The sequence below is a fragment of the Vibrio neptunius genome (assembly GCF_000967495.1).
In the GTDB taxonomy this organism is placed as follows: Bacteria; Pseudomonadota; Gammaproteobacteria; order Enterobacterales; family Vibrionaceae; genus Vibrio; species Vibrio neptunius.
Genome location: NZ_JXXU01000004.1, coordinates 20,734 through 46,756, shown reverse-complemented (window position 1 = coordinate 46,756; position 26,023 = coordinate 20,734). Strand labels below are relative to the sequence as shown.

General features: G+C 44.8%; 23 protein-coding genes. 15 read left to right on the top strand and 8 right to left on the bottom strand.

Going from position 1 to position 26,023, the window contains the following annotated elements; all coding sequences use genetic code 11:
- Positions 1 to 539: 539 nt before the first annotated feature.
- The 6 genes from TW84_RS02590 to TW84_RS02565 are packed head-to-tail and all read left to right on the top strand — an operon-like array spanning position 540 to position 7,401.
- On the top strand, positions 540 to 2,357 hold the full coding sequence (locus TW84_RS02590) for a WD40 repeat domain-containing protein (RefSeq protein ID WP_045974118.1): 1,818 nt from the start codon (positions 540 to 542) through the stop codon (positions 2,355 to 2,357).
- Positions 2,347 to 3,540 (top strand): MFS transporter, encoded by a 1,194-nt coding sequence (locus tag TW84_RS02585; protein ID WP_045974117.1) that lies wholly within the window; start codon positions 2,347 to 2,349, stop codon positions 3,538 to 3,540. Before TW84_RS02590 ends, TW84_RS02585 begins: the two co-directional genes overlap by 11 nt.
- Positions 3,541 to 3,542: 2 nt before the next feature.
- Positions 3,543 to 4,124 carry an NADPH-dependent FMN reductase gene (locus tag TW84_RS02580; protein ID WP_045974116.1) on the top strand — a complete coding sequence of 194 codons (582 nt, stop codon included), beginning with the start codon at positions 3,543 to 3,545 and terminating at the stop codon, positions 4,122 to 4,124.
- A 1-nt stretch (position 4,125) separates the two neighbouring features.
- On the top strand, positions 4,126 to 5,127 hold the full coding sequence (locus tag TW84_RS02575; protein ID WP_157633996.1) for a formylglycine-generating enzyme family protein: 1,002 nt from the start codon (positions 4,126 to 4,128) through the stop codon (positions 5,125 to 5,127).
- 9 nt (positions 5,128 to 5,136) lie between these two features.
- Positions 5,137 to 6,819, top strand: coding sequence for a WD40 repeat domain-containing protein (locus tag TW84_RS02570; RefSeq protein WP_045974115.1), 1,683 nt, complete (start codon positions 5,137 to 5,139; stop codon positions 6,817 to 6,819).
- Between the two features lie 9 nt (positions 6,820 to 6,828).
- On the top strand, positions 6,829 to 7,401 hold the full coding sequence (locus TW84_RS02565) for a GTP cyclohydrolase II (RefSeq protein WP_045974114.1): 573 nt from the start codon (positions 6,829 to 6,831) through the stop codon (positions 7,399 to 7,401).
- A 180-nt stretch (positions 7,402 to 7,581) separates the two neighbouring features.
- On the opposite strand, the gene gcvP is transcribed toward TW84_RS02565, so the two are convergent.
- The 3 genes from gcvP to TW84_RS02550 form a co-directional block, all read right to left on the bottom strand.
- Positions 7,582 to 10,446 (bottom strand): aminomethyl-transferring glycine dehydrogenase, encoded by a 2,865-nt coding sequence (gene gcvP / locus TW84_RS02560; protein ID WP_045974113.1) that lies wholly within the window; start codon positions 10,444 to 10,446, stop codon positions 7,582 to 7,584.
- A gap of 120 nt (positions 10,447 to 10,566) precedes the next feature.
- Entirely contained in the window at positions 10,567 to 10,947 is a 381-nt protein-coding gene (gene gcvH / locus TW84_RS02555) for a glycine cleavage system protein GcvH (RefSeq protein WP_006961445.1), read from the bottom strand.
- A gap of 37 nt (positions 10,948 to 10,984) precedes the next feature.
- Positions 10,985 to 12,280, bottom strand: a complete 1,296-nt coding sequence (locus tag TW84_RS02550) for a serine hydroxymethyltransferase (protein WP_045974112.1) — start codon at positions 12,278 to 12,280, stop codon at positions 10,985 to 10,987.
- 382 nt (positions 12,281 to 12,662) lie between these two features.
- Between TW84_RS02550 and TW84_RS02545 the strand changes: the two genes are divergently transcribed.
- The 5 genes from TW84_RS02545 to TW84_RS02525 all read left to right on the top strand — a co-directional run bounded on the left by TW84_RS02545 (position 12,663) and on the right by TW84_RS02525 (position 17,757).
- Entirely contained in the window at positions 12,663 to 13,286 is a 624-nt protein-coding gene (locus TW84_RS02545) for a helix-turn-helix domain-containing protein (RefSeq protein WP_045974111.1), read from the top strand.
- Between the two features lie 258 nt (positions 13,287 to 13,544).
- Positions 13,545 to 14,663, top strand: coding sequence for a glycine cleavage system aminomethyltransferase GcvT (gcvT, locus tag TW84_RS02540; protein ID WP_045974110.1), 1,119 nt, complete (start codon positions 13,545 to 13,547; stop codon positions 14,661 to 14,663).
- A 221-nt stretch (positions 14,664 to 14,884) separates the two neighbouring features.
- The gene (locus tag TW84_RS02535) at positions 14,885 to 15,859 is read left to right on the top strand and encodes a S1 family peptidase (RefSeq protein ID WP_045974109.1); all 975 of its coding nucleotides are present in this window, start codon (positions 14,885 to 14,887) and stop codon (positions 15,857 to 15,859) included.
- 62 nt (positions 15,860 to 15,921) lie between these two features.
- A complete protein-coding gene (locus TW84_RS02530) occupies positions 15,922 to 16,920 on the top strand; it encodes a S1 family peptidase (RefSeq protein WP_084720175.1) in 999 nt (332 codons plus the stop codon).
- Between the two features lie 168 nt (positions 16,921 to 17,088).
- Entirely contained in the window at positions 17,089 to 17,757 is a 669-nt protein-coding gene (locus TW84_RS02525; RefSeq protein ID WP_045974108.1) for a LuxR C-terminal-related transcriptional regulator, read from the top strand.
- 59 nt (positions 17,758 to 17,816) lie between these two features.
- On the opposite strand, the gene nadE is transcribed toward TW84_RS02525, so the two are convergent.
- Positions 17,817 to 18,644, bottom strand: coding sequence for an ammonia-dependent NAD(+) synthetase (gene nadE, locus TW84_RS02520; protein ID WP_045974107.1), 828 nt, complete (start codon positions 18,642 to 18,644; stop codon positions 17,817 to 17,819).
- Positions 18,645 to 18,753: 109 nt separating this feature from the next.
- Between nadE and TW84_RS02515 the strand changes: the two genes are divergently transcribed.
- Positions 18,754 to 19,266 (top strand): nicotinate-nicotinamide nucleotide adenylyltransferase, encoded by a 513-nt coding sequence (locus tag TW84_RS02515; RefSeq protein WP_045974106.1) that lies wholly within the window; start codon positions 18,754 to 18,756, stop codon positions 19,264 to 19,266.
- A 30-nt stretch (positions 19,267 to 19,296) separates the two neighbouring features.
- Positions 19,297 to 19,785 (top strand): hypothetical protein, encoded by a 489-nt coding sequence (locus TW84_RS02510; RefSeq protein WP_045974105.1) that lies wholly within the window; start codon positions 19,297 to 19,299, stop codon positions 19,783 to 19,785.
- Positions 19,786 to 19,817: 32 nt separating this feature from the next.
- Here the strand turns inward: TW84_RS02510 and TW84_RS02505 are convergent, their stop codons facing one another.
- Complete coding sequence (locus TW84_RS02505) at positions 19,818 to 21,677, bottom strand: sensor domain-containing phosphodiesterase (RefSeq protein ID WP_045974104.1); 1,860 nt, start codon at positions 21,675 to 21,677, stop codon at positions 19,818 to 19,820.
- 111 nt (positions 21,678 to 21,788) lie between these two features.
- Positions 21,789 to 22,682: a LysR family transcriptional regulator gene (locus TW84_RS02500; RefSeq protein ID WP_045974103.1), complete on the bottom strand. Its 894-nt coding sequence runs from the start codon at positions 22,680 to 22,682 to the stop codon at positions 21,789 to 21,791.
- Positions 22,683 to 22,794: 112 nt separating this feature from the next.
- On the opposite strand from TW84_RS02500, the gene TW84_RS02495 reads away from it, so the two are divergent.
- Positions 22,795 to 23,973 (top strand): multidrug effflux MFS transporter, encoded by a 1,179-nt coding sequence (locus TW84_RS02495; RefSeq protein ID WP_045974102.1) that lies wholly within the window; start codon positions 22,795 to 22,797, stop codon positions 23,971 to 23,973.
- 63 nt (positions 23,974 to 24,036) lie between these two features.
- Positions 24,037 to 24,390, top strand: a complete 354-nt coding sequence (locus tag TW84_RS02490; protein WP_045974101.1) for a hypothetical protein — start codon at positions 24,037 to 24,039, stop codon at positions 24,388 to 24,390.
- A gap of 55 nt (positions 24,391 to 24,445) precedes the next feature.
- Here the strand turns inward: TW84_RS02490 and TW84_RS02485 are convergent, their stop codons facing one another.
- Both TW84_RS02485 and TW84_RS02480 read right to left on the bottom strand, forming a co-directional pair.
- The gene (locus TW84_RS02485; protein WP_045974100.1) at positions 24,446 to 25,069 is read right to left on the bottom strand and encodes a glutaredoxin domain-containing protein; all 624 of its coding nucleotides are present in this window, start codon (positions 25,067 to 25,069) and stop codon (positions 24,446 to 24,448) included.
- 52 nt (positions 25,070 to 25,121) lie between these two features.
- The gene (locus tag TW84_RS02480) at positions 25,122 to 26,012 is read right to left on the bottom strand and encodes a DMT family transporter (RefSeq protein ID WP_045974099.1); all 891 of its coding nucleotides are present in this window, start codon (positions 26,010 to 26,012) and stop codon (positions 25,122 to 25,124) included.
- Between the last annotated feature and the right edge of the window lie 11 nt (positions 26,013 to 26,023).

Sequence of the window (26,023 nt, the reverse complement as noted above, 5' to 3'; positions counted from 1 at the left end):
GGTATGCGTTAGGCGCAGATATTATTCTATTGCCAAAGAGCCTTCGCCACTAATGATGGGTGTGTGTCCTGAATTCATCCCCTAATAATGTCAATATAAGGACTTGCAGGCCCCACTTCGTAGAAAGATAAGGCTCACAATAGAGCATAAAAAACAAAATCTTAACCCACCCACACCAAAAGCAACCGATATTTATATCACCACAAATATTTATCTTTCAAACCAATAAAATCTCAAATGTTAATAAATATTTAATTTTGTGAACAAACTTTAATTATCTTACCGCAAGGTTAGTTTATATGTAATCGGTTTGATATAAAAAGTTTGCACGCAACGAAGCGTGCTTGATTATTAAATTCATTTCAAGGAGATAAACATGAAAGTAATCATCCCAAATCAGAAAGGTGAGCAAAAAGGCGCTATCCGAGCTAACAAGATCCGTGCAAATAAGATTCGTGCAAACAAGTAAGTAAGCCTTTTAGCTAGGGTGGTTTCACCCTAGCTAATTTAAACAGTTTTTTAATATTTCAGGATGAAGTATGTACTCAGATAGCATCTACACCACGGCTTATGCCAGTCAAATTGGAATTGTTTTTGCTGCGTGCAAGAATGGACGCTTGCTAATGCTGGAAGACCAAGATTTAAAAATGGTCTGCTCTATTCAGGCGCACTTTGGTGCTGTCGAGGGTATCTCAATTTGTGAAAAGAGGAAGCTTGTTGCTCTTGTTGGTGGTGACCGCCACGTTTCTCTTTTCAAATACAACTCAAACCCCGCCAGTCTCGAAAAATTATCGTACATATGTACAAGAGACCTCGGCCTAGATGATTTCCCTGCAATCCACAGCGTATCTCAAGCGGTGGATATTTCCCCAACTAAAAATGAAATTGCGACAAGGGCTGGTAATAGCTCTCTCGTATTTATGGATTTTGAGGGGAATCAAACTCACTGCTTACGTCTGCATGAGTCCGACATAATTACCGTTAAATACAGTAAGTGTGGCTCATATCTAATGGTCGGCGGCAACCATGGTGAGATTACTGTTGTTAGCAATTACAAGGTGGTCGACAACGTTATTCCAGAAGGAATTGCTGAGTCTATGCACTGGTTCGAGGAAGTTTCTGAAAATTTCTTTGTAATTGCGTGTGATGCCAGAAAGATTGTATCGGCAGCAGTAGATCCAGAAACACTCAAGCTATCGACTGCTCAAGGGGATTCTTTTACCAGAGATGACTTGGAGCATGTTACCTATAAGCAAGGTGAAACATACGCCCTTGCCACCAGCTTTGACCGACACGTATACAAAGTCGACATAGATACTCTTCAGAATATCGGGGTATGCTACGAGGCCGAATATAAACTTCGTTGGATCGATTATCACCGCAGTGAGCCGGATGTAATATTGCTGCAAGTAAGAAACGGTAGCTTGCAAAAAATCAATATCGAAACAGGCGAAGTTCTGAGAAAGTTTCATGAAATGCCTCCTACAATCTGGTCTTGTGAAAAGCTTTCGGATGGTCGTTTTCTCGCAGTCGGCGAAGAGGGTGCCATTATTAACATCGAAAAGCCTCACGCTAACGGAGACCTTCATTTCGTCAAAACTTGCAACGTAGACCTTAAAGGTGGCTACTTTAAGAGATTGTGCATACGCAATGAGAGTGAATTTGCCGCAGGGTCTACAAAAGGGCACTTCGTACTCAATGGATCTAACGGGCAAGAAATAATTGATGTTGGTAGTCCGGTTCGAGACATATGTTACTCGGATGATTCGAATACGTATTTTTTATGCCTTGAGGATGGTCGTCTGGCTGCGTTCGCTTCAGGTAAGATTCGCACCTTGTGGCAGTCCGAAGAGCCTATATGGTCACTTGCGCTAAATCCCGCAGGCGACATTCTCGCTTTTGGCGAAAGGATGGGGCAAATCTATCTGATGGACGTAGAGTCTGGAAAGATCATAGAACAAACTTTCTCTAGGCTTCCGAAGCGAATGAAGTGGGTTGATAACAACACGCTTTATTGCACTTACAGTGATTCAGTGGACAAGATTTACTTTGAAAATGAGCAATGGAACCATTCTCACCGCTTCATAGATCCATCTAGCAACACTGTTGAAGACTTTGTTGTGTGGGGTGGCTATATGGTCATGATAACGTATGCCAATCGACTATGGCTGGCAGATACCCGTACAGGGGAGTTATTGGATTCAAGCTTCTATGGTTCGGAATACATGAAGTCCATTGTTATTACTAGCGAAAATTCATTCACCATTCTAGGAAGAAGCGGTTGTGCTATGTCGTATCGGATTGATTGCGACCAACTACTATCTACAAGTATAGAGTGGTATAAAGATGACATCTAAAATCCTGATATTTGTTTTCTTCAACTTTGTTGCATCGGTAGCAATTGGTGTTTCGCTGATAGTTATTCCGTGGAGCATCGTATCGATTGATGGTACTGGAGAGGTGCTTGTTAGCGCTTCTCTGATCACTACCGTTCTACTTGCCTTTGCCTCCCCGTTTGCAGGGAAGTTCATCGACTCATACTCTCGAAAAAACTTCATGTTTTCGTTATTGCTTTTCATGGGTGTTGCCCTCTATGCAGCGGGAACAGCGATAGATAGCGGCCTTCATAAAGCATTGATTCTAATGGCCTACTTCGGCTTTACTCAGCTATTCTTCATGCTCTACTACAATGTTCGTGGGGCTTTCATTCAAGAGCGTTTTTCTGAAGATGAGCGCAATAATGTTAATTCTCTGATGGAGTTTGAGACACAGCTAGCCACGCTGCTGTCATCTGTTATTACGATTACCTTCCTTACTGAAGGAGACTTTTCTCAAACAATCATTTTTTGTTCCATTGCGTTAGTTTTAGCGGCAGTCGCCGTATTGTTATGCTTCACCTCAAAAGTGAAAACAGGTGATAAAGCAGAGCCTATACAGAAAGAGAAACAGAGCGTTCAAACAATAATCTCGACTTACAAACCTCTAATTTTCTTCGGGGTGGCTGTGAATGCGCCGTTTTTAATTGTGATGGCGACAAACATCATAAATCCAGTCTACTTCAACGGTGTTCAGCTATCTGATATTTCAATCATCGCAACAATTAGCGTTGTCTACACAATTTCGGCAATGGTGGGGGCTTCAGCATTTCCCAAGTTATCCAAAATGTATCCAATCAATACGATTGTTGCTCTGGCGCTGGCTTTGTCTCTTGGGGCTGGGTTTTTGGCAACCGTTGTTGGTGGTGAGATCGCTGTAATTGTTGCCTCCTTCGTTTGGGGTGCGACTAATGCAATTTGTAAGGTTTCATACAACACGGTAGTAATGAAGCAAGTGGCTCAACATCAGATCGGGCAATATTTCTCAGTCATTCAAGCTGTCATTTACATCCTCAGGACACTTATCTCTCTAGTTCTGTTGAGTCTTATTAAGTTTGAAATCTCATTCAATTTGTACGTGATCACGTTGGTGATTTCTCTAGTCGCCTTAATGGTGATGGTGGAGTTTAAGAAGTCTAAGGCCATTTTTAGCAAGGAGGCATAATAATGAATACCGTAATCGTATCTGGAAGTCACAGAGAAGGTTCAAAAAGTTCTGCTATTGCGCAGTATATTAAGAAATCAATTGGCTCAAGCCATGAAGCAACGATTCTCGATTTGGCAGAGTTGAACATTCCAATGTGGAATGAAGGGTTCTGGGATGGTACAGATCAGTGGGATTTCTGGGATGATGTGGCAGCTACTCTACAGAATGCTGATGCATTGGTTTTGATAGCACCGGAGTGGGCGGGGATGGTGCCTCCAGCCCTTAAGAACTTCTTGCTTCTATGTAGCGGGACTGAGATTGGGCATAAGCCATGCTTGATAGTATCTGTTTCTGCTGGCAAAGGTGGCACAAACCCTGTGCACGAACTTCGAGCCACTGGCTATAAAAATAACCACATGTGTTTCATTCCAGACCATATCATTGTTCGTGGTATTGATGATGATAAAGCTCCAGAAGAGTGTTTGAGTCTAGAGCGACTAGAGCATCACACAAACATGCTATTTGCTTATGCAGAGTGCATGAAGCCATTGCGTGAAGATGAGCGTGTGATGAACCCTAAGTTCAAGTTCGGGGAGTCTTAATATGAGTAATGCAACTATCTCTTCCCCAAAAGCATGTCAGACTGAAATGACAGACCGAGAAGCAATGGGGCTGCCTGAATCATATGTGGATAACAAATTCGCCTCTAACTGCGAACAGTTCTCAAAATTACGAGCAGCCACCAATGAAGAGCTAATATCGATTTTTTGCCAATCATCTCAGCCTCTAGAAACTCGGTACGCAGCAGCAAGCTTATTAGGTTTATATGGAGACCCACGACTGATTGCGACTCAGCCAGCAATGGTCAAGATCCCATATGGGGTGTATCAAATTGGCGTTTCAAAAGAAGAAGCTAAAAAGGTAACTGAAGATTACGAGTCGGTTGGGGTTGAGATTGCTTGGATCATGAAGGAAGTTCCTCAGCATGATCAGCAGATTGATGCTTTTGAGATTGCTAAGTATCCGGTTACAAACCAAGAATATAGAGAGTTTTTGTTAGAAACAGGATTCCCTGAACTTCCGTCTTCATGGCCTCTTGGTATTTACCCAATCGAAAAAGCAAATCACCCTGTTCATACCGTGTCGCTTGAAGCGATTGATGCTTACATTTCTTGGTTAAATGACAAGACTGGCGCTGGATACCGACTGCCAACAGAGGCGGAATGGGAGGCGGCGGCATCTGGTGTTGATCATCTACAGTTCCCTTGGGGTGGTGCCTTTGAGGCTACACGGACAAATACGGTTGAGACTCAGATCTATCAAACTACACCAGTTGGTATTTTCCCGAACGGTTGTTCCCAGTTTGAAGTCCATGATATGGCGGGAAATGTCGAAGAATACGTGGCATGTAATTACAAGCCTTACGATGGCGGCGAACTTCAAGTAGATCACCTCAACGAGAACACAGATGAGTATCGAGTAGCTAGAGGTGGTAGTTTTGCTCGATTCGCAGACTTAGCAAGAACGCCTAGAAGGCATGGAAAATTCCCTAAGTTTGATCGCGATATTTTTGCAATGGGCTTTCGCTTAGCAAGAACTATATAAGGACATATTATGCTAAAACACAGTGCGCCGATTAGTGGTGTAGCAACTCTAGAGAATAAGCTTGTTGCTACATGCGGATACGACAACCAAGTGATTCTATGGGAGGTGTTAGGGAATAATCCGAGTGCCCTTGGAAAAGCCACCCACGACCACTTGGTAAATGCTTGCGACTTTTCCTCTGATGGAAAAATGTTGGTGACAGCAAGCAGTGACTACTCAATTCGAGTATGGGCTATTCCAGAGATGCGATTAATCACATTAATTACCACACACAAAGATGACGTTCTTGATGTGTCATTTAGTCACAACGATGAGTTTATAGCAGCTTGTTCTTATGACGGGAGCTTGTCGGTTCATACTCTTGCTGGCGAAAAGCAGTGTGAAATGCACGGCCATCAGGGTTTGGTAGAAAGCTTTGCATGGAGCGCCAACGACAAAAACGTAACTTCAGTTGGCACCGATGGGACAATCCGGACATGGTGTGCTCATAGTGGCTCTCAAGTCGGTATCAAAGATGACTCGAACACTGATGTCGATGCGATAGCATACTTGATGAATGGTGACCGCTTGTTTGGTGACAATGATGGCTTCATTACACTTATGTCGAACGAGCAGAAGTATTCATTTGCGGCTCATGAAAGTGCCGTAAAAAGCATTGTAGTAAATAAAGCCGGAACAAAGTTTGTTAGTACCTCATATGACGGAACATTGGCTTACTGGTATCTAGAGTCAGATTTTACAATATCTGCAATTTCACGCACCAAATTGCCACAAATCGCATGGCCTCGATCTGTTTCATTTTTAAATGAAACAACTTTGGTTGTGGGTACTTTTGGATCTTGTTTCTTGATATTTGACCTTGAGAAAGAGCAGTGGTCTGATTACGACATCACTCCGTCATCAAGCTTGAATGCTGTTCATGTGTCTGGAGAAGACATTTATTCTGTTGGTGACTCAGGTGTTATTTATAAAAATAATCAAGAGGTTGCCAATGTAAATTCCCTATGTAATACCGTGGTAGATTTTAATGGCGACCTATACGCCGGAGGTCAAGGGTGCCAACTGTTCAATGTTAGTCATCCGTCAGATTTGCACTTCACAGATTCACCGATCAACTGCGCTGTAGTCGTTCGAGACAAGCTTGTTGTAGGTACTTATTCGGGCAAGATGTACATCTTTGATAAAGAGCCATCCGGTAAGCTAAGCAAAATCAAAGAGGTTCAAGTCCATGAGAACGCAATTAAAGGAATTTCGTTTGATGGTGACTTTGTGTTCTCTGGTTGTGCCGATGGAGAGCTTTCTGTTCTAGATATTCATGACTTCGATATCAAGAAGAAAATCGAGGGTGCTCACGAGGGAATCCTCAACGACTGCGCTCCATTCAGAGACGGATTTGCCACAATCTCCAGAGATCTTCATCTGGGGTTATGGGGTGTTGATGGCTTAATCCTAAGGGTTCCATCTCGTCATTTAAACTCAATAAAATGTATAGCGTCCAACGGTGCCGGAACATATATCGCAACAGGAAGCTACACTGGCTTTGTAGATATATATGACCTTCAAAATGGTTGTTGGTTAAACAAACCAACTAGACTTACGAACTGGGGTATTTCATCTCTCGATTGGAGTGAGTCTGAGCAAGCTTTTTATGCCAGTTCATATGACGGCAATCTATACAAAGTTGAAATTTAAGGGGTAGTTATGGTCGAACTGAAAGCATCTACAAAGCTACCTACAAAATGGGGTGTCTTATCCCTATCTGTTTTCAAAACCAGTAACTATGAAGAGCTAATGGTTGCAACAAACAACGTTTCAGGCGAAAAAGTTAGCCTGAGAATGCATTCTGCTTGTGCCACATCGGAGCTATTTGGTTCATTGAAGTGTGATTGTTCTCAGCAACTAGATTCCGCCTTACAAATGATTGCGGAAGGGTCAGGAATTGTCGTGTATCTGCCGCAAGAAGGCCGAGGTATTGGTTTAACGAACAAAATTAAAGCTTACAAGCTTCAGGAGTCGGGGTTAGATACGGTTGAGGCCAATCATGAACTGGGCTTGGAGCAAGACAGTCGAGTTTATGATGACGTTGCTGAAGTATTAACTTTCTTGGGTGTCATAGAGGTCGACCTGATCACAAACAACCCGTTGAAAGTAAATGCACTGAAGAGCCTTGGGATCCATGTCGCTGACAGAATTCCAACTCTTCATAAGGCAAATGTTTTTAATGAGGGTTATCTAAAAACAAAGGCTCATAAAATGGGGCATTTCGACTTGTAGTGGTTTAATAATTCCGGACAGCAAAGTTGTGTTGAAAGCAGAGTTGCAAACTCAGTTTAGGAAGGGCTTGGGCGTTTGCTTTTTTAAACCAGTCATCCCTTAAAATTAAGGCGAACCAAATGGTTCGCCTTTTGTTTTCAAGTTAGTTTCCAACTTGGTTCTCTGTGATCAACAACCTAATTAGTCTTGGTAGTTCTCGATGCTAGGGCAAGAACAGATTAGGTTACGGTCACCGTATACGTTGTCTACGCGGTTTACTGTTGGCCAGTACTTCCAAGACTTAGTGGCAGGTGATGGGAAACAGCCAAGTTCACGCGAGTATGGGCGATCCCATTCTTCAGCCGACAGATCAACTTGAGTATGCGGTGCGTTAACCAGAGGGTTATTCTCTAGTGGCCATTCACCCTTCTTCACTTTCGCCATCTCTTCACGAATCGCGATCATTGCCTCACAGAAACGGTCGATCTCTTCCAGATCTTCAGACTCTGTTGGCTCAACCATAAGCGTGCCGGCAACAGGGAACGACATAGTAGGTGCGTGGAATCCGTAGTCCATCAAGCGCTTAGCGATATCTTCTTCACTGATGCCTGTGTCTTCTTTCAGCGGGCGAATATCAATAATGCATTCGTGTGCTACGCGGCCATTTGTACCACGGTAAAGAACAGGGTAGTGAGGGCGTAGGCGCTCCATCATGTAGTTCGCGTTTAGAATCGCAACCTTGGTCGCATCAGTCAGGCCAGCTTCACCCATCATGGCGATGTAAGCCCAAGAGATAGGCAGAATAGAAGCGCTACCGAGATCTGCTGCAGAGACAGCAAAGTCTTCGCCTTCCACGCCGTTTTCGATGTGGCCAGGAAGGAATGGTGCTAGGTGTGATTTAACACCGATAGGCCCCATACCCGGACCACCACCACCGTGCGGGATACAGAAGGTTTTGTGCAGGTTCAGGTGAGAAACGTCAGAGCCAATAAAGCCTGGAGACGTCAAGCCAACCTGAGCGTTCATGTTGGCACCGTCTAGGTAAACTTGACCGCCAGCAGCATGAACCATTTCACACACTTCTTTTACTTGCTCTTCATACACACCGTGCGTAGAAGGGTAAGTGATCATAATGCTAGACAGGTTGTCTTTGTGCTTCTCGATTTTTGCCGCGAGATCGTCGATATCGATGTTACCGTCGTCATCACACTTCACCACGACGACTTTCATTGACACCATAGAAGCTGTTGCAGGGTTAGTTCCGTGTGCTGAGCTTGGGATCAAACAAACGTTACGGTGACCTTCACCGCGGCTGTCATGGTAGCGTTGAATCGCGATAAGACCAGCGTACTCACCAGATGCCCCCGAGTTTGGTTGTAGGGAGAAATCGTCGTAGCCTGTGATTTCACACAGCTTCTCTTTCAAGTCTTTCGCTAGAGCTGAGTAGCCTGCTGCTTGCTCGATGGGAGCGAATGGGTGAATTGAGCCGAATTCAGGCCAAGTCACCGGGATCATCTCAGCCGCCGCATTCAGCTTCATGGTACAGCTGCCCAGTGGAATCATACCGTGCGTCAATGAGAAGTCTTTGTTCTCTAGCTGCTTGAGGTAACGCATCATCTGCGTTTCGCTGTGGTGCGTATTGAATACTGGGTGAGTTAGGTACTCTGAAGTACGACGCAGTGCTTCGGGGATAGCCGCGAACTCGTTGGCTGCGATTTCAGAAGACAGTGCATTGATTGCTTCTTTTACGCCAAATATAGCAAATAGTGCTTCCACATCGTCAGTCGTTGTCGTTTCGTCGCAACTGATACCTAGCTTGCCGTCTAGCTTACGCAGGTTGATGTCTGCCGCTTGTGCTTTCGCGTACAGCTCTTCTGTATTACCAGCCGTGTTGATCGTAATGGTATCGAAGAAGCTATTGTGTGCGAGCTCGTAGCCTGACTTAGTCAGACCTGCTGCAAGCATAGCGGTCATGTGGTGAGTACGACGAGCAATGGTACGTAGACCTTCTGCGCCGTGGTAAACCGCATAGAATGAAGCCATGTTTGCTAGCAGTGCTTGAGCCGTACAGATATTTGAAGTCGCTTTCTCGCGGCGAATATGCTGCTCACGAGTCTGCATTGCCATACGCAGCGCTTGGTTGCCTTTCGTATCAATAGACACACCGATGACACGACCAGGCATGGTACGTTTGTGCTTGTCACGTGTTGCCATGAAGGCGGCGTGTGGACCGCCGTACCCCATAGGCACGCCGAAACGTTGAGCGGAACCGATGACAACATCTGCGCCCATTTCGCCAGCTGGTTTCAACAGTGCACAAGCAAGTAGGTCAGTGGCGACAGCCACCAATGTTTTGTTGGCTTGCGCTTTGGCGATGATGTCTGTTAGGTCACGAACTTCACCCGTAGTTCCAGGGTACTGCACCAGCGCACCGAATACGTCTTGCTCCGGAAGTGATTCAAGCGAACCGATTTGTACGTCAAAGCCGATGTATTTAGCACGAGTCTTGACCACTTCTATCGTTTGTGGGTGAACATCGTCGGCAACGAAGAATACGTTACTTTTGCTCTTGCCTGCACGCTTACATAGGGTCATCGCTTCGCCAGCTGCTGTTGCTTCATCGAGCAGAGACGCGTTAGCGATATCCATTGCCGTCAAGTCCATTACCATTTGTTGGTAGTTCAGCAATGCTTCTAAACGACCTTGAGAAATTTCTGGTTGGTAAGGAGTATAAGCGGTATACCAGCCTGGGTTTTCCAATACGTTACGTAGAATCACGTTTGGCGTAAAGGTATTGTAGTAACCCTGACCGATGAATGTACGTTTAATTTGGTTTTGATCTGCGAATTGACGCATTGCAGCCAGCATGTCTGCTTCGCTTAATGCTTCAGCCATGGTCATTGGCTGTTCTAGGCGAATTTGAGCTGGTACGGTCTCGTCGATCAGTGCGTCAAGACTGACAGCATTGATCGCATCCAACATTTTTTGTTGGTCAGATTTGTTTGGTCCGTTGTGGCGAGCAACGAACTCATTTTGTGTGCTGAGGCTTTGAAGTAATTCAGTCATTGTCCTTTACCTACTCCGTCATTCCGGGTATCGGATATCATTACTGATATAAATAATTATACGTCCGAACTTTGAAAAAAAGCTGCCTCCCAGTTGGGGGCAGCTTTAAACGGGTCCTAATTACTCGTCTTCGATCGAGTTTAGGTACTCTTCTGCGCTTTTTAGATTGTCTAGCTCTGATGCGTCTGACATCTTCACCTTAACAATCCAACCGCCTTCGAAAGGTTCTTCGTTGATAAGCTCTGGGCTATCTTCTAACTCTTCGTTGATTTCCAGAATTTCACCAGTGATTGGCGCGTAGATATCTGAAGCGGCTTTTACAGATTCAACCAAAGAGAAGCTGTCACCCGCTTCGATTTCTGCTTCAACTTCAGGTAGGTCTACGAATACAACGTCACCTAGCATTTCTTGTGCATGCTCTGAAATACCGATAGTTACTGTGCCGTCACCGTTATCGCGTACCCACTCGTGGCTATCTGCAAACTTCAGTGTGTTGTCCATTGCTTCATCTCCAAAAATATAAATTTGATTAAATTGTTTATTGGTAAAGTGGGTAGCGATTACACAGCGCTTTCACTTCTTTGCGAACGCGTTGCTCTACTTCTGCGTCACCTTCTGGGTTGTTCACCAATCCATCCAGTACATCGCCAATCCAGTTACCGATGAGTTTGAATTCTTCAGCGCCAAAGCCGCGGCTTGTACCCGCAGGCGTCCCTAAACGGATGCCCGATGTAATCATAGGCTTCTCTGAATCGAAAGGGATGCCATTTTTGTTACATGTGATCCCCGCACGCTCCAGTGCTTCTTCGGTTTTGTTACCTTTCAAGCCTTTAGGGCGAAGGTCAACCAGCATTAAGTGCGTGTCGGTGCCGCCAGTCACAATGTCACAACCGCGAGTTTGCAATACTTCTGCTAGAACTTTTGCGTTATTGATCACTGAATCAATATAAGTGTTGAATTCTGGGCCTAGCGCCTCACCGAATGCGACGGCTTTAGCTGCGATAACGTGCATCAGAGGTCCACCCTGAAGGCCTGGGAATACCGCTGAGTTAATTTTCTTAATAATGTCTTCGTGGTTAGTCAGAATCATGCCACCACGAGGACCACGTAATGTTTTGTGCGTCGTTGTGGTTACAACGTGTGCATGTGGCAGTGGGCTAGGGTGAGCGCCTGTAGCGATAAGACCCGCGATGTGCGCCATATCAACCATTAGAATCGCATCGACTTCATCCGCGATTTCACGGAACTTAGCGAAGTTGATAGTACGCGGAATAGCACTACCACCAGCGATGATCATTTTGGGTTTGTGCTCCAGTGCCAGAGCGCGAACGTCTTCGTAGTTGATTTCTAGGGTTTCACGATCCACACCGTATTGAACGGCATTGAACCATTTACCAGAAAGAGCAGGTCGCGCACCGTGAGTCAGGTGACCACCCGCATCGAGAGACATGCCTAGAATGGTATCGCCAGGTTGAAGCAGGGCCAGTTTAACTGCACCGTTTGCTTGTGCACCAGAGTGCGGTTGAACGTTAGCGAAATCGCATTTGAACAGCTGCTTAGCTCGCTCAATGGCAATGGTTTCTACGGTATCAACATGCTCACAACCGCCGTAGTAACGACGACCAGGGTAACCTTCTGCGTATTTGTTGGTTAGGCAAGTGCCTTGAGCTTGCATTACGGCTTTAGAAACAATGTTTTCTGAAGCAATGAGCTCGATTTGTTCGTTCTGACGGCTATTTTCCGCTTGGATACCAGCGAAAACCGCGTCATCTGTAGCAGCAAGATTCGTCGAGAAAAAGTTCTCTAGGCTGTGATTTTGGTAAGTGTTGTTCATGGTAGATGACCTTCCATTCGCGCCAACGAGATTATTAATAGGGTTATCGCTCTCGTCAGTCCTTTTTCTATTTACTGCCCTCAAAACTGAAGACAGGGTGAATTCTATACCCCCAAGTGATGTTTCAAAATCTAGGGGAAAAGCCGAATCTCACTGCTAAATCACTTTATCAGCCAGTTCGGAAATAGCATCTCTACAACTAACAAGTTGGTAACATAACGGTTGTCGAAGGAACAATCAACCAAAAATTTCCTATTGGAAACATGGTTTCTAAAACTGTTACAAAGAGCACGCTTTATTTCCTATTGTTATCTTTCCTCTCTTAGTGGGTTGGTGCACAATGAAAATGAAACAGGAAGTGGACGTTTAATAAGAGGGAAGCATGCCCGAAGATATCTATGATGAGTACCCATCTTTGACTCTGGCAAAAGAGGCCGCCGATCAAAATATCGAGCCCCTGAAATTGGGTGAGAGAATCAAGGATATTCGCGGTAAGTTAGGGATCACTTTAGAAGAGGCAAGTCAACGCACTGGTCTCGCTCGTTCAACCCTAAGTAAGATCGAGAACGAGCAGATTTCTCCTACGTTTCAGGCGATGCAAAAGTTGGCGCTTGGATTGCAAATAGATATGCCACAACTCTTTGAACCACCTAGAAAAAAGGTGGCAACAGGGCGTAGGGATATTACCAAAAATTTGCAGGGGAAACCTCACCCGACACCGACCTACGAACACGAGCTGTTAGCGACTCAGCTTTCCAATAAAAAGATGATGCCTTTTAAAAGCCAAGTGCATGCTCGAAACTTTGAGGAATACGGTGATTGGGTTCGTCATGACGGTGAAGAGTTTTTGCTGATTTTGTCTGGCTCTGTCATGTTCTATTCGGAGTTTTATGAACCGGTTGAGTTGAGTGAAGGAGACAGCGTTTACTATGACGCGAATATGGGTCATATGCTGATCTCAACCAGCGAGCAGGATGCCAATATTTTGTGGGTGACCGCTAAATAACATGATTTAAATACAATTTCCTATAGTGAAGGCAAACGTTTGCTATCGGGGTTTGGATGAGTACAATAGCGCCATCTCGGGCTTTATCAGTCTGGGGTGGCGTTTTCTTTTGGCGCCTTCTAATGTGAATATGATGTTAAATGTCACACTTTGGACTGTTCTCCTACGGTTAATGGTGCAAAAATTCTCCACTCGTGTTTATTATTGGAAACAAGGTTTCCTTGAACGGAAAACGAACCTGATTAAATGGAGACAACAATGACTCAAGATCTACTCAAAACACCACTTCATACACTTCACGTGGAAGCTGGTGCGAAAATGGTTCCTTTCGCAGGCTATGACATGCCAGTCCAATATAAGCTGGGTGTAAAGAAAGAGCACTTGCATACTCGCGACGCTGCGGGTCTTTTTGATGTGTCCCACATGGGGCAACTTCGTTTGCACGGTGAAGGTGCCGCGGCATTTCTTGAGTCGTTAGTTCCTGTTGATATCATTGACTTACCACAGGGTAACCAGCGCTATGCTTTCTTTACCAATGAAGAAGGCGGCATTATGGATGACCTTATGGTGGCAAACCTAGGTGACCACCTTTTTGTGGTGGTTAACGCCGCATGTAAAGAGCAAGACATCAATCACCTTGAAGCTCACCTACCTGCAGGTGTAGAACTAGAGATCATCGATGATCGCGCATTGCTGGCGCTTCAAGGTCCTAAAGCCGTTGATGTGCTGAAACGTTTCAACCCAGAAGTGGCTGAGATGCTATTTATGGATGTGAAGAAGTTAGACATCCTAGGTGTTGAGTGTATCGTCAGCCGCAGTGGTTATACGGGTGAGGATGGTTACGAAATCTCTGTTCCGAACACGCACGCTGAAGAACTTGCACAAAAGCTGACAGCGGAAGAAGAAGTGGAGTGGATTGGCCTCGGTGCACGTGATTCTCTTCGTCTAGAGTGTGGTCTGTGTTTGTACGGACACGATCTTGATACAACAACGACACCTGTAGAAGCAAGCCTTCTATGGGGCATTCAGAAAATTCGCCGCACAGATGGTGAGCGAGCAGGCGGCTTCCCCGGTGCCGATATCATTCTTAAGCAGATTGAAACGAAAGATGTATCACGTAAGCGTGTTGGCCTAGTGGGGCAGACGAAAGCGCCAGTGCGTGAAGGTACGGAGCTGTTTGATGCTGATGACAATAAAGTTGGTGTTGTTACCAGCGGTACAGCGGGTCCAAACGCAGGTAAGCCGGTTTCGATGGCTTATGTACGTGCTGACCTTTCCGCTATTGGTACGGAGTTGTTTGCAGACGTTCGCGGTAAAAAGCTGCCGATGACGATTGAAAAAATGCCATTTGTACCTCAACGCTACTACCGCGGCTAGTTATAGCCCATAAGATAGTCTCGCTATTGAAAAGCTCACTAAGGTGGGCTTTTTTCTTATCCAGCCTCACGCTTTAATTGATAGTTAAATTTTTAGCGTCATAGTTTCAAGCAAGTTAACATTTTGGCGCAAAAGATAGCTCGACGCTCTGAAATCACTCGACGTGGGGATTTTCCGATGGGTATCATCATTATGTGACTTAAATTTGAATGGAAATCTGAATGAGAAAGCTACCCATACTCTTGCCGCTGTTGATTGTATCCAAGAGTTATGCGCTGGATGTAACCCCCTATATTGTCAATGGCACCGCTGCGGATATCAATCAATTCCCTTCATTTGCCAGTTTGTATTTCAATAATGGTAGTCAGTATGGGAATTTTTGTGGCGCTACAGTCATCAACTCTCAATATGTGTTGACCGCCGCACACTGTATCTACAATGAGAGTTACCAGAATTTGCATACTTGGGTGGTTCCCCAGTTAACAGATCAGAGTCAGTACCCAAGCGGGAGCTTTCAAGCCTCTCGAGCCAAAGAGTTCTATTTTCCGGATGATTATGTCGATTCTAAAGCGCAAAGGTGGCCCAACGATATCGCTATTATCAAACTAGAATCCCCACTCAATATTTCGGATTATCAATATCTTCTTAATACCACACAAAATGATAGCTACGCATTGAATAATGGAACGAATTCGTTCAAGGCGGTAGGACATGGTTTGATTCAAGGCAATGTGGCTTCGAGTGGCACCTTGTTGGAAACGAGTTTGGAGCTAGAAGATAAATCAGTGTGTGGTTCTACCGATAAGCAGCTGTGTTTTGATGGTGTCCAAAATGGCTCGTACAAGAACGCAGTCTGTAATGGTGACTCAGGCGGCCCGGTCTATTGGCATGATGGTGGTCAGTTTGTTCAGATTGGCATTACCAGCTTTGGCCCTGAAACTTGTGGCGATCCTTCTCAGCCCGCCACCGGTGTATTTACAGAAGTGTACGATTATAATTCATGGATCAGCAGTGTTATTTCTGGTGGGCAAACTCCTAAATATTATGTTTCTACGAGCAATGGTGGTACACGTTCTCTCGTCGACAACACAGTGCAAAGCAGTAGCGACAGCAGTGGAGGCGGTGGTGGCTCACTGGGCTATCTGTCTTTATTGTTAATACTGGGCGCTTTTTCCAGAAGGAAGTTAACAAGTTAGATACCGTTTGTCCTTTCGTGAGCTAAACTTAACGTTGACGGATACGAAAGGGAGACGGGAATGTGAAAAACTCAATTTGGTTTCTTAGCCTGATACTACTCAGCTCCCGATTAATGGCGTTTGATGTCTCGCCCTATATTGTTAACGGGAGCAACGCAAACATCGTTAATTATCCTTCTTTTGCCAGCCTTTTTTACCGCAACGGAAACACTTACAGTACCTCTAGTTATTGTGGCGCGACAATGATAAACAGCCAATATGCGTTGACCGCAGCTCACTGCATTTACGGTAATGAAAGTACCATGTTATACACGGTTGTGGTGCCCCAATTAGAGGATGAATCCAATTTTCTCAGCACTCAGCAGGCAAAAGCTTCAGAATTTTATTATCCGGATGATTATGTTGACTCAGCGTCAGAACTTTGGCCTAACGATATCGCGATTATTAAACTCGAGACCGCACTTTCTGTATCCGATTATACGTCACTCCTAAATACGACGTTAAACAATAACTTTCCTAGCCCAGCAGATTACAAAGCAATAGGCCATGGCCTGATAGAGGGTGGTTCGAATGGTACTCGGTTGTTGGAAACGTCACTGGAATATATCTCACTGGCGAGTTGTCAAACCCAATACAGTAAGGTGACAGATAAACAAATCTGTTTTGGTGGACCACTGGTTGGCAGCTTGCAAAACTCAACCTGTAATGGTGATTCAGGTGGGCCAATCTATTGGTATGATGGCAGTCAGTACATTCAGATTGGTATTACTAGCTTCGGGCCGAGTACGTGTGGGGATGCGTCACTGAACGTGACTTCCGTTTTTACTGATGTCTATGATTACATCGGTTGGATAAACAGTGTTGTCAATGGGCAAGTCACACCAAAGTACTATGTGACGACCGTCAATGGGGTCCGGGTTTTGAACAGCAATGTCAATGGCAGTTACACCAGTGCGACGTCTGAGGGTGGTAGTGGCGGAACCCTCAACCTTGTCGTTTTAGTGTCCATGGGCATGATTTATTCAAGGAGAAAAGGCATCCTAACTCGCCTATTCAAATAGATACGAGATATATAAACCGAATCTCAAAAATGAGACTGAGTGGTAAGTATCTAAAATAAAGACGATAAATTGTGCGTTTGAATCGCTATCAATGATTTACTGTGTTGACTATTTACAACTAAACGATAGTTTTAAATGACAGAATAAGTTGAGCCGGAGAGTTCGCAGATGGCAAATAAATGTACCCACGAAATAACCTTTCTTTCAGACGTGAGCATGCAATCCAAATTGTTTAAAGATTCTTTAGAACAAGGCGTTCAATTGGACGTCACTATTGTTCCGATTGAAACGCTGGAAGAATGTGAAGGTAAGAGTGCCGTTCTTGGCGATTACATTCTGTTTGACTACCACTATCTTGACGACGAGAGATTTGATTTCTATAGCCACATTCGTTCTCTAAGTAGCAAGAACTCAAAGGAAATTGTGATTAACTGTCCGAAAGCTGTGCCTTCGACACAACTTTTTAAATGGCGAAATCTCGTCGGGGTTTTCTATGTCGATGACGACATTTCTTTACTGTTAAAAGGTATGGAAAAAATCATGCAGGATGAGATGTGGTTGTCGCGCAAAGTCGCTCAAGATTACATTGAGCATTTTCGTTGTGCGAACAATGTAACCACATCGCAAGCTTACGCCAACTTAACCAAGCGTGAGAAAGAAATTATGCGCTTGCTGGGCCATGGTGCATCCAATCTGCAAATTGCCGATGAGTTGTTTGTTAGCGAGAATACAGTGAAAACCCACCTACACAATATTTTTAAGAAGATTAATGCTAAGAACCGTCTTCAGGCACTATTGTGGGCGAATAATAACATTGCACTCGAAGAAAGAGTTTAAAAGCGTTTAGTTTTAGGGTCGTGATTTAAAAACGGGAGCTGAATTGCTCCCGTTTGTTACTAGTCGTATAGGGTCGGAATTGGTTGACGTTTATGTTGTGTCGCTTTGTAGATGGCGATCAGTTTGTCTGATGCTTCTTGTGACACTGGCTTTCCTTCCAAGAAGTCATCAATCTGGTCGTAAGTGAGGTTGAGCGCATCTTCATCGGCTTTTTGCGGGGCCAGTTCTTCTAGATCGGCGGTGGGTGTCTTTTTAACAAGAAGTTCTGGCGCTCCTAATGTTGCTGCGACTTCACGTACCTGACGTTTGCTCAAACCAAATAATGGCGCTAGGTCACAGGCACCATCACCGAACTTGGTGTAGAAACCAGTAATGTTTTCCGCTGAGTGGTCCGTACCAAGTACTAGCCCCCCGACATACCCAGCAATTTCGTATTGAGCAACCATGCGCGCTCGAGCTTTCACATTACCTTTTACAAAATCGATCTTAGAGGCTTGTTTGGGTAAGAGGTCTGTGTGCGCTAGCGCTTGATGTGAAGCGGCATGTAGGCCATCTACACCGGCTTTGATGTTAACCGATACTGAGTGTGAAGGCTGAATGAACTGAAGCGCGATTTGTGCTTCGTCTTCATCTTTTTGTTCGCCATAGGGCAGACGAACCGCAATAAATTGATAGCCGCCATCCGTTTCTTCGTTCAGTTCATTGACGGCAAGCTGTGCTAGGCGGCCACAGGTTGTTGAATCGACTCCGCCACTGATACCAAGCACTAACGCTTTGCACTTTGCTTCCTGCAATTTACGCTTAATAAATTCGACACGACGCGATATTTCAAACTGTGGGTCGATTGATGGCAATACACGCATCTCGTCGCGAATTAGCTGTTCCATTATGTTTCCTTCCTGCAAGCAATGATTTTCAAAAATAATGGTAATATCATACCTAATTGAACAGATTTGAACACGGTGAACAGTGATTTCACAATCATCAGGAAAGAAAATGAACAAAATCGCAGTATTCGGCAGCGCATTTAACCCACCGACCCTTGGCCACAAGAGTGTGATCGACTCACTGACCCATTTCGATCGGGTTTTACTGCTGCCGAGTATTTCTCATGCTTGGGGGAAAGCAATGCTTGACTACCAAGCTCGATGTGAATTGGTCGATGCATTTATCGAAGATCTGCAACCTAGTAATGTTGAACGGTGTCGAGTTGAAGAAACGATTTATCAACCAAACCAAAGTGTCACAACCTTTGCAGTTTTGAATGAATTGCAGCGTCAGTGCCCAGAATATGACATTACTTTTGTCATTGGCCCTGACAATCTATTTAATTTTGCTAAATTTTATAAAGCAGATGAAATACTTAGTCGATGGTCAGTGATGGCATGTCCTGAAACTGTCAAGGTCCGTAGTACGGACGTGAGAAATGCAATAAGTGACAAAAAAAACATTAATTCACTGACGACGCTTAAAGTTTGCCAAATGTTAGCCGAAAAAGGGTATTATTAACGAATGCTGTACTAATTATTCGGGGTGTGAATGAAAGGTCGCTCATTGATATTGATGATTGGGGTAGTGTCTTCCTCTGCTGGTGCATGCGAGCTGTATAATACTGGCTATTCGTCTGATTCGGTGTTGTTTCATTCTTCACGCGGGATCTGCTTCTCTTTACTCGATGGCATTCAATATACTGCGAATAAACTCGATGCTTTTGATGAGTGGATATCGGAGGAGCGCTCTACGGACTATTCCTCATACTGGGCTGACTGGGTTTTGCAAACAGAGACCAGCCCAATCCTGAGTCAAAGTCTTGCTTCTAATTATATTGGCATTGGTGTTTGGGTTCCGTCGGAACTAGAAGACAAAATCAATGTTGCAGAGACAGAAGATTGGATCATGAGTCATGGGCTGCAGTTAAGTGTTGGTTTCGGCGAAAAGAAGCCAGGCGAGCCAAGGCTAAGGTTGGATTATCGCTGGCATGATGACTACGAACGTGATGTTATCATGCAGCTAGAACTCCCATTCTAAACCTAGCAGTTTAACGACACCCATAGTGCTTTTTATGAGTCAAACATGTTGACCACGGTTGATGGTTCACTGGACATAGTGAGTTCTTCCTGTCGCTCAATCAGGATTTGAGGCTTTTCGGGACGTGAGTAGAAATAGCCTTGGATCTGGTTACAGCCCATTTCATGCAACTTATCGAGTGCTTCTTTACTTTCCACACCCTCTGCGACTAGCTCAACGTTGAGCTGCTTCGCTAATTGAATGATGAGCCAGACCACGTGTTCAGAGGTTTCGTTACACAGCATATTACGAATGAAAGTGGCATCGATTTTGATGCAATCAATCGGGTAACTGTGGATGTAATTCAAACTCGAATATCCGGTACCGAAGTCATCTAACGCCACTGTGAAACCGAGTACTCTAAGCTGGTTGAGTATGAATCTTATTTCGCTGGTGCGTGAGAGAAGCACGGTTTCTGTGAGTTCAATGGTAAACTCACTCGGCTTGAAACCATATTTGCTAATGGTTGACGTGAGATGTGCCAGATAGCGATTGGTATCATTGAGTTCATGAGCCGAGCAATTGATGCCAAGTTTAACCTGATACTCTAAACCTTGTTCAAGCTCTTTTTTCGCCTGGCAGGCGAGATCGATGATACGTTCTCCCAATTCTACAATGAGTCCAGACTGTTCAGCCGCTTCGATGAACTCTAAAGGCGAAATCATACCTAAAGTTTTGCTTTCCCAACGTGCTAAAATTTCGAAGTAGTCCCAGTTATCTTGATCACAATGCACAATTGGTTGGGCGAGCACGTAGATTTCACTGGGTTTAAGGTTGGCAGGTGACAATTCGTTACGAAGTGCATCTATCACCATGGTTCGTCGATAATATTGCGCACTCAAATGAGTATCGTAGCACTGGACTTGAGAGTTTCTTGAACGCTTACAATCTTTGAGCGCGAGGCTAGCGTTAAGAATCAACTGATCGGCGGTTAGTCTATGATCCGTTTTTCTGGCAATACCAATACTGACGCTAATTTTAATATTGTGCGCCGAGTCTTTGTAACCACCCTCCAATTTGCCAAGAATAGTCCGACATACTTCAAGCGGGTCACCGTTGTAGGTGATGAAGGCGAATTCATCGCCAGCAATTCTAAATGCTAATTGTCTGTCTTGAATTGAGGACTCAATTGCGTTGGCGACAAACTTGATCACTTGATCGCCGATGTAATTGCCATACAAGTCATTGACGGATTTAAAGCTATCAATATCGACGTAAGCGAGTGTAAATCCATCCTTCCGCTCTTCAGATAGTCGTTCTAGTTTGTCTGACAAGAAACTGCGGTTAAGTAAACCAGTGAGATTATCATGAGAGACTTCGTAACTCAGCTGATTGACCAAACTCTCAGAGCGGGCAGCAAGCCATTTAGATCTCAAGCTATGTACCACCACGTTAGCAAATAACTTGTGGTAGTAAATGAGTGCGTCACTATCTTCGATAGGGGTTTTGAACGTAGACAGTAGTACACCGAGCACATCTCCAGAGCGAGTTCTTATTGGTACCCCCAAGTAAGCTTTTATTTGGTGCTGTATGAGGTAAGGGTCTTGCGGGTATTCTTGATCAACCTTGTTATCATAAAGAATATAATCGCGGTCCGACTTTCTGACATGCTCACAAGGTGTGCCCCGCAGGGCATAGGAGATGGTTTGACCTAACGTATTGTTGCACGCATGGGACAAGGTTTGCGCATTTGAATTGAACTTATCAATTTCAATAATGCAGGTGCAAAAGGACTCAAAGTGTTTGTGTAGTACAAGCGTGACCTTGTCGAGTAACGCAGGCCCATCGAGTTGAAGCGTTTTGTTCACCACATCTAAATCCATCGATGTGGTTTGTTGTTGTAACCTAGCCATTTGAGTAACCTACCTTGCCGTGACTGTAATCACTTATTTGTTGGTATTGGTTCAACCAAAATATGGTATAGATCTCATAATAATTCAAATCACCTCAGCCACTTTTTTAGATTAATGTTCCTGCATTTGTTCTCTCGCTAAACGCTGTTTCAGATAGTCCAAGAATAATTTGGTTCGGGTGTGTTGATAGTCAAGCTTCGGATAATAGGCGTAAACTGTTGCTTCATCAGCGGTTATTCGGGGCAAAATACGCTTTAATGTGCCGGATCTGATTTCATCTTTGATCATGACATCATTGGAGATCAAAATACCCATAGCATTTTTTGCTGCATAGAACAGTGCTTCTGGATTGGTGGTGGCGAGGTTGCCTGAAAGGACAATTTTTTTTCCGTTGGTCAGGGTGATTTCACGTTGTGGACGTTCACCCCATACTAACGCGTTGTGCTGTGTCAGCTCGTCAATGGTTTTAGGTTCGCCATATTTTTCTAAATAGTCTGGTGACGCGTAGAAACCTGCCTTGTGTTCGAATAGGGCAGATGCCTTAAAGCTAAGTGAATTCAACTGCTCAATTTCTCGACTGATAAACAGATCCAAACTAAGTTCAGGCAACTGACCTGGTGTGGTGGTGATGAGCTGGATTCGAATTTCCGGGTACATTTGCAAAAAGTCATCGAGGTATTGGACCAAAAACTTAGAGCCGACGGCAATGGTTGCGCCAATCTTGAGTAGCCCGGCGGGTGTCTGATTTACCGAGCGGGTTTCATCGACAATGGATTGCCAGCCTTCGAGCTGAACTTTTGCACGTTCATAGAATAGGGCCCCTGCTTCAGTTTGAGTTACGGTACGTGTCGTGCGTTTCAGTAACTGCACCCCAATACGTTCTTCGAGCCAATGAACCCGCTTACTGATCGCCGAGCTGGTGGTATTCATCTTTCTTGCGGCGCCGTTGAAACTGCCTTCATCGACCACTCGAATGTAACTTTGAACACTTTGAATCCAATCCATCCTTCCCCCAATTGATTCTTTATAGGAACTAATTAGTTTCCAATTGAGGATATTATCATTCATTAGCATCGAATTTAAACTCAATTGCATAAAGAGTAAACGAGGTGATGTTATGAAGAGAACGCCGATTCTGCTGGCGATGATGATAATTGCAACGGGTCAGGTAGGTGTGAGTATCTATCTACCATCATTACCCATGATCAGTGAGACGCTTCAGGTTAACCAAGCTGATGTCCAACTTCTCGTCACTTTGTTTCTAGTTGGCTTTGGTGTTTCACAGCTTTTTTATGGCCCACTGTCGGATGCGATTGGACGTCGTCCGGTATTTCTTCTTGGCCAAGGGATATACCTGATCGGGACGGTGATTTGTTTGCTGTTTTCTCATCACTTATGGATATTGGCGTTGGGCCGTCTTCTGCAAGGTCTCGGGGCGGGCAGTGCATCTGTATTAGGCCGAAGTGTGCTGCGTGACTGCTACGATGGCGCAGAGCTAACCAAAGCTCTCTCTTATGTGTCTGTTACGGCCTCAATTATGCCCGTGATCGCGCCTGTCTTTGGTGGCTGGGCAGCATTCTATCTGGGTTGGGAAGCCGTGTTTATTTTTGTTCTGGTCTACCTAGCTGCAATTTTTACACTGGGTTACTTCATCTTACCTGAGACCATGAACTACGGCCGAACATCATTCAAGGTAGGCCAAGTAGTCAAAAACTATGGAGAATTGATCACCAACAAACAGGTATTGAGTAGCGCAAGCTATAACTGGATTACTTACCTTGCTTGTATGGTTTCTTTGTCTGTAATGCCTTTCATGTTACAGCATGAATTGGGCTTAACGGCTGCCGAATATGGTTCGGTCATGGTGATACCGTCCGCGGGGCTATTGATTGGTACGCTGGCTCTGAATGTACTCAATCGCTATCTGAACGCGCATCAACTGATGGTCTTAGCGATAGCGATCATGTTGGCGTCTGGTACTTGGCTGATAGTGACAGGTTTGACACTGTTTAATATCATCTGGGCCTTTACCTGGATGACCATTGCGCAGGGCTTGTCTTTCCCTCTCTCAATTAGCATGTTGCTTGGACCACATAAACGGCAAGCGGGATCAGTCTCTGCCTTGTCGGGAGCTATTCAGATGTGTTTGGCTGGTGTGTTGGGGGGATATTTGGTTGAAAACTGGATAGAGAGCCAATTAGCGTTAGGCATGGTCTATCTGATCTCTGCGAGCCTAATGGCAATGGTACTGTATTCAAGCCGTGTGAGACGCGCTGTAGGCCAAGAGTTTGCTTGAAAGGAGTAAAGCCCCTGCTACAATGCGCCTCAATGATTGAAATGACGATCTGAGAGGTCGACGATGGAACACAAACAATTTGAAGAGTTAGTCACTGCGCTTTGTGAAAAAGAGAACTTACCACAAGCACTTGAAGTGTTGAAACAACATGAAAATGAAGAAGTTGCTGAGGCGGCGCAGTCTCTAACAGGTCAGTTTGCTTTGGCAGAAGTTGACGGTGAACAACGCATTTACCATGTGACGATGCAAGAAAACGATCACGGTGAAGAGCAAGAATACGTTGAGCATGTGATGAATGAAGGCGATGACTTGATTCGATTTGTAGCTTGGTTCTTTGAAGTGATGTTTGATGTAAAGCGCAAAGATACCTATCAGGCAGCAGGTAAAACATACCAACAACCTAAACGCGCAAAATAGTCGAGTTTACGTTTTCTATAAAAACAAAGCCCCATATTTGGGGCTTTGTTTCTTTTTAACCAACGGAGCTTTGGCTGTTGTCTATGGTTACCACGTTATCGGGCACATTACTTAAGCCTTTTTCTGCTAGCCAAGCTTGCAGGTTATCTGCGCCACCAATGTAATGACCATCAAGCCATATCTGAGGTACAGTCACTGGTGTTTTTTCACCGATAATGGCTTTCACTTCTGGGATCATGCGATACAGAGCCGCGCTGTCTTTAACGACATCGTGATACTGGTAATCAATCCCAGCGTCATCAAGTAATTTCTTTGCTTTCACACAGTAAGGGCAGGTCGCTTTGCCGTAAACAATGTTGCCTTTCAACGTATCACGCTTGGTCCATTCCTGAATGATCGATTGGACCAAAACACCGCGGTTTAAGGCTTCACCTTGACTGACAACTTTGCCTTCTACCATCAGAATAGGTGCATGCCACGCACCCACTTTCAAAGGTTCCCACCAATGAGAGAGCCAATCTTTTACTTCCAATTCTACAGGGATACCCGCTAACTCATTCTCAAATGTATCTTTAAGAATGTCTTTTGTTAGTGTGCACTCACCACATGGAATTTTAACACTGAACGGCCCCCAACTGCCGCCCCAGCGATAGAGTGTTAATTTGATTGGATCTGTCATAGAGCTCTCTCCCATAGTTACCTTTAGTTAATAGAACGGTAATGGCGGATATTTATTTCATTTGGCGAGATTTTTTTGATTCCCAATGTGTAATAAAAGCAACAGATACGATAATGATCGCCGCGCCCAGCCATAATCGACCAGGTGGCACCCAACTGAATACGATCCACCCCGCCAGTACATTCAATGGTAATTTGGCATGATCAAAGGGTTGAACAAACGATGCATCTGCAACCGAGTATGCTTTCACAATAGCCCATTGAGCTAATGCTGTCAGTACGCCTGCGGCGAACAACACCATCCAGATGGTGCCGCCTACAGGGGTTTGCCAGTCAGGAATAGCGAGTAAGATGTTGAATGGGGTGATGAGGATCAGGAGATATACCACCATAGTGGATGGAGAATCATCAGAAGAGAGCTTTTTAACCATTAAGGAATAACAAGCCCAAAAGAAAGCGGCGCCTACGGGGAGTAGTGCTGCCCAACTGAAGTCATCGGCCCAAGGTTCCAGAATGATCATAGCACCGATAAATCCGGACAGCGTAGCTCCCCATCGTGCGATACCCACTTTTTCCTTAAGGAACAACCCTGAACCAACCGTTGCGAAAAGTGGTGACGTCATCAGTAGGGCTATTCCTTGCCAGATTGGCACCGGATAAGCCAGAGCCCATAGCCAGAGTTGAATTCCGATTACAGAAAGAAATACCCGGAAGATGTGCATTCCGAGATGTTGAGTACGCAGAGAATGTCGAATGCCCAATGTTTTTAAATAGGGCAGAATGACAACCAGAGCGATCGCATATTGGATCAATGCGACAGTCGTGGAAGATAAGCCGAAATTAATACTGGCGACCTGAGCGAGGCTATTAACCAAGGCAAAGGCTAAACCAGCCGTAAGCATCCAGCTTGCGCCTTGTATAGGGTGATGGGGTCTTGAAGCCATAATCGTCGTGG

Excerpts from the sequence above, each read along its gene's own strand:
- TW84_RS02590 (WP_045974118.1), top strand. The coding sequence starts at position 540 with ATGTACTCAGATAGCATCTACACCACGGCTTATGCCAGTCAAATTGGA.
- TW84_RS02585 (WP_045974117.1), top strand. The coding sequence starts at position 2,347 with ATGACATCTAAAATCCTGATATTTGTTTTCTTCAACTTTGTTGCATCG.
- TW84_RS02580 (WP_045974116.1), top strand. The coding sequence starts at position 3,543 with ATGAATACCGTAATCGTATCTGGAAGTCACAGAGAAGGTTCAAAAAGT.
- TW84_RS02575 (WP_157633996.1), top strand. The coding sequence starts at position 4,126 with ATGAGTAATGCAACTATCTCTTCCCCAAAAGCATGTCAGACTGAAATG.
- TW84_RS02570 (WP_045974115.1), top strand. The coding sequence starts at position 5,137 with ATGCTAAAACACAGTGCGCCGATTAGTGGTGTAGCAACTCTAGAGAAT.
- TW84_RS02565 (WP_045974114.1), top strand. The coding sequence starts at position 6,829 with ATGGTCGAACTGAAAGCATCTACAAAGCTACCTACAAAATGGGGTGTC.
- gcvP (WP_045974113.1), bottom strand. The coding sequence starts at position 10,446 with ATGACTGAATTACTTCAAAGCCTCAGCACACAAAATGAGTTCGTTGCT.
- gcvH (WP_006961445.1), bottom strand. The coding sequence starts at position 10,947 with ATGGACAACACACTGAAGTTTGCAGATAGCCACGAGTGGGTACGCGAT.
- TW84_RS02550 (WP_045974112.1), bottom strand. The coding sequence starts at position 12,280 with ATGAACAACACTTACCAAAATCACAGCCTAGAGAACTTTTTCTCGACG.
- TW84_RS02545 (WP_045974111.1), top strand. The coding sequence starts at position 12,663 with ATGCCCGAAGATATCTATGATGAGTACCCATCTTTGACTCTGGCAAAA.
- gcvT (WP_045974110.1), top strand. The coding sequence starts at position 13,545 with ATGACTCAAGATCTACTCAAAACACCACTTCATACACTTCACGTGGAA.
- TW84_RS02535 (WP_045974109.1), top strand. The coding sequence starts at position 14,885 with ATGAGAAAGCTACCCATACTCTTGCCGCTGTTGATTGTATCCAAGAGT.
- TW84_RS02525 (WP_045974108.1), top strand. The coding sequence starts at position 17,089 with ATGGCAAATAAATGTACCCACGAAATAACCTTTCTTTCAGACGTGAGC.
- nadE (WP_045974107.1), bottom strand. The coding sequence starts at position 18,644 with ATGGAACAGCTAATTCGCGACGAGATGCGTGTATTGCCATCAATCGAC.
- TW84_RS02515 (WP_045974106.1), top strand. The coding sequence starts at position 18,754 with ATGAACAAAATCGCAGTATTCGGCAGCGCATTTAACCCACCGACCCTT.
- TW84_RS02510 (WP_045974105.1), top strand. The coding sequence starts at position 19,297 with ATGAAAGGTCGCTCATTGATATTGATGATTGGGGTAGTGTCTTCCTCT.
- TW84_RS02505 (WP_045974104.1), bottom strand. The coding sequence starts at position 21,677 with ATGGCTAGGTTACAACAACAAACCACATCGATGGATTTAGATGTGGTG.
- TW84_RS02500 (WP_045974103.1), bottom strand. The coding sequence starts at position 22,682 with ATGGATTGGATTCAAAGTGTTCAAAGTTACATTCGAGTGGTCGATGAA.
- TW84_RS02495 (WP_045974102.1), top strand. The coding sequence starts at position 22,795 with ATGAAGAGAACGCCGATTCTGCTGGCGATGATGATAATTGCAACGGGT.
- TW84_RS02490 (WP_045974101.1), top strand. The coding sequence starts at position 24,037 with ATGGAACACAAACAATTTGAAGAGTTAGTCACTGCGCTTTGTGAAAAA.
- TW84_RS02485 (WP_045974100.1), bottom strand. The coding sequence starts at position 25,069 with ATGACAGATCCAATCAAATTAACACTCTATCGCTGGGGCGGCAGTTGG.
- TW84_RS02480 (WP_045974099.1), bottom strand. The coding sequence starts at position 26,012 with ATGGCTTCAAGACCCCATCACCCTATACAAGGCGCAAGCTGGATGCTT.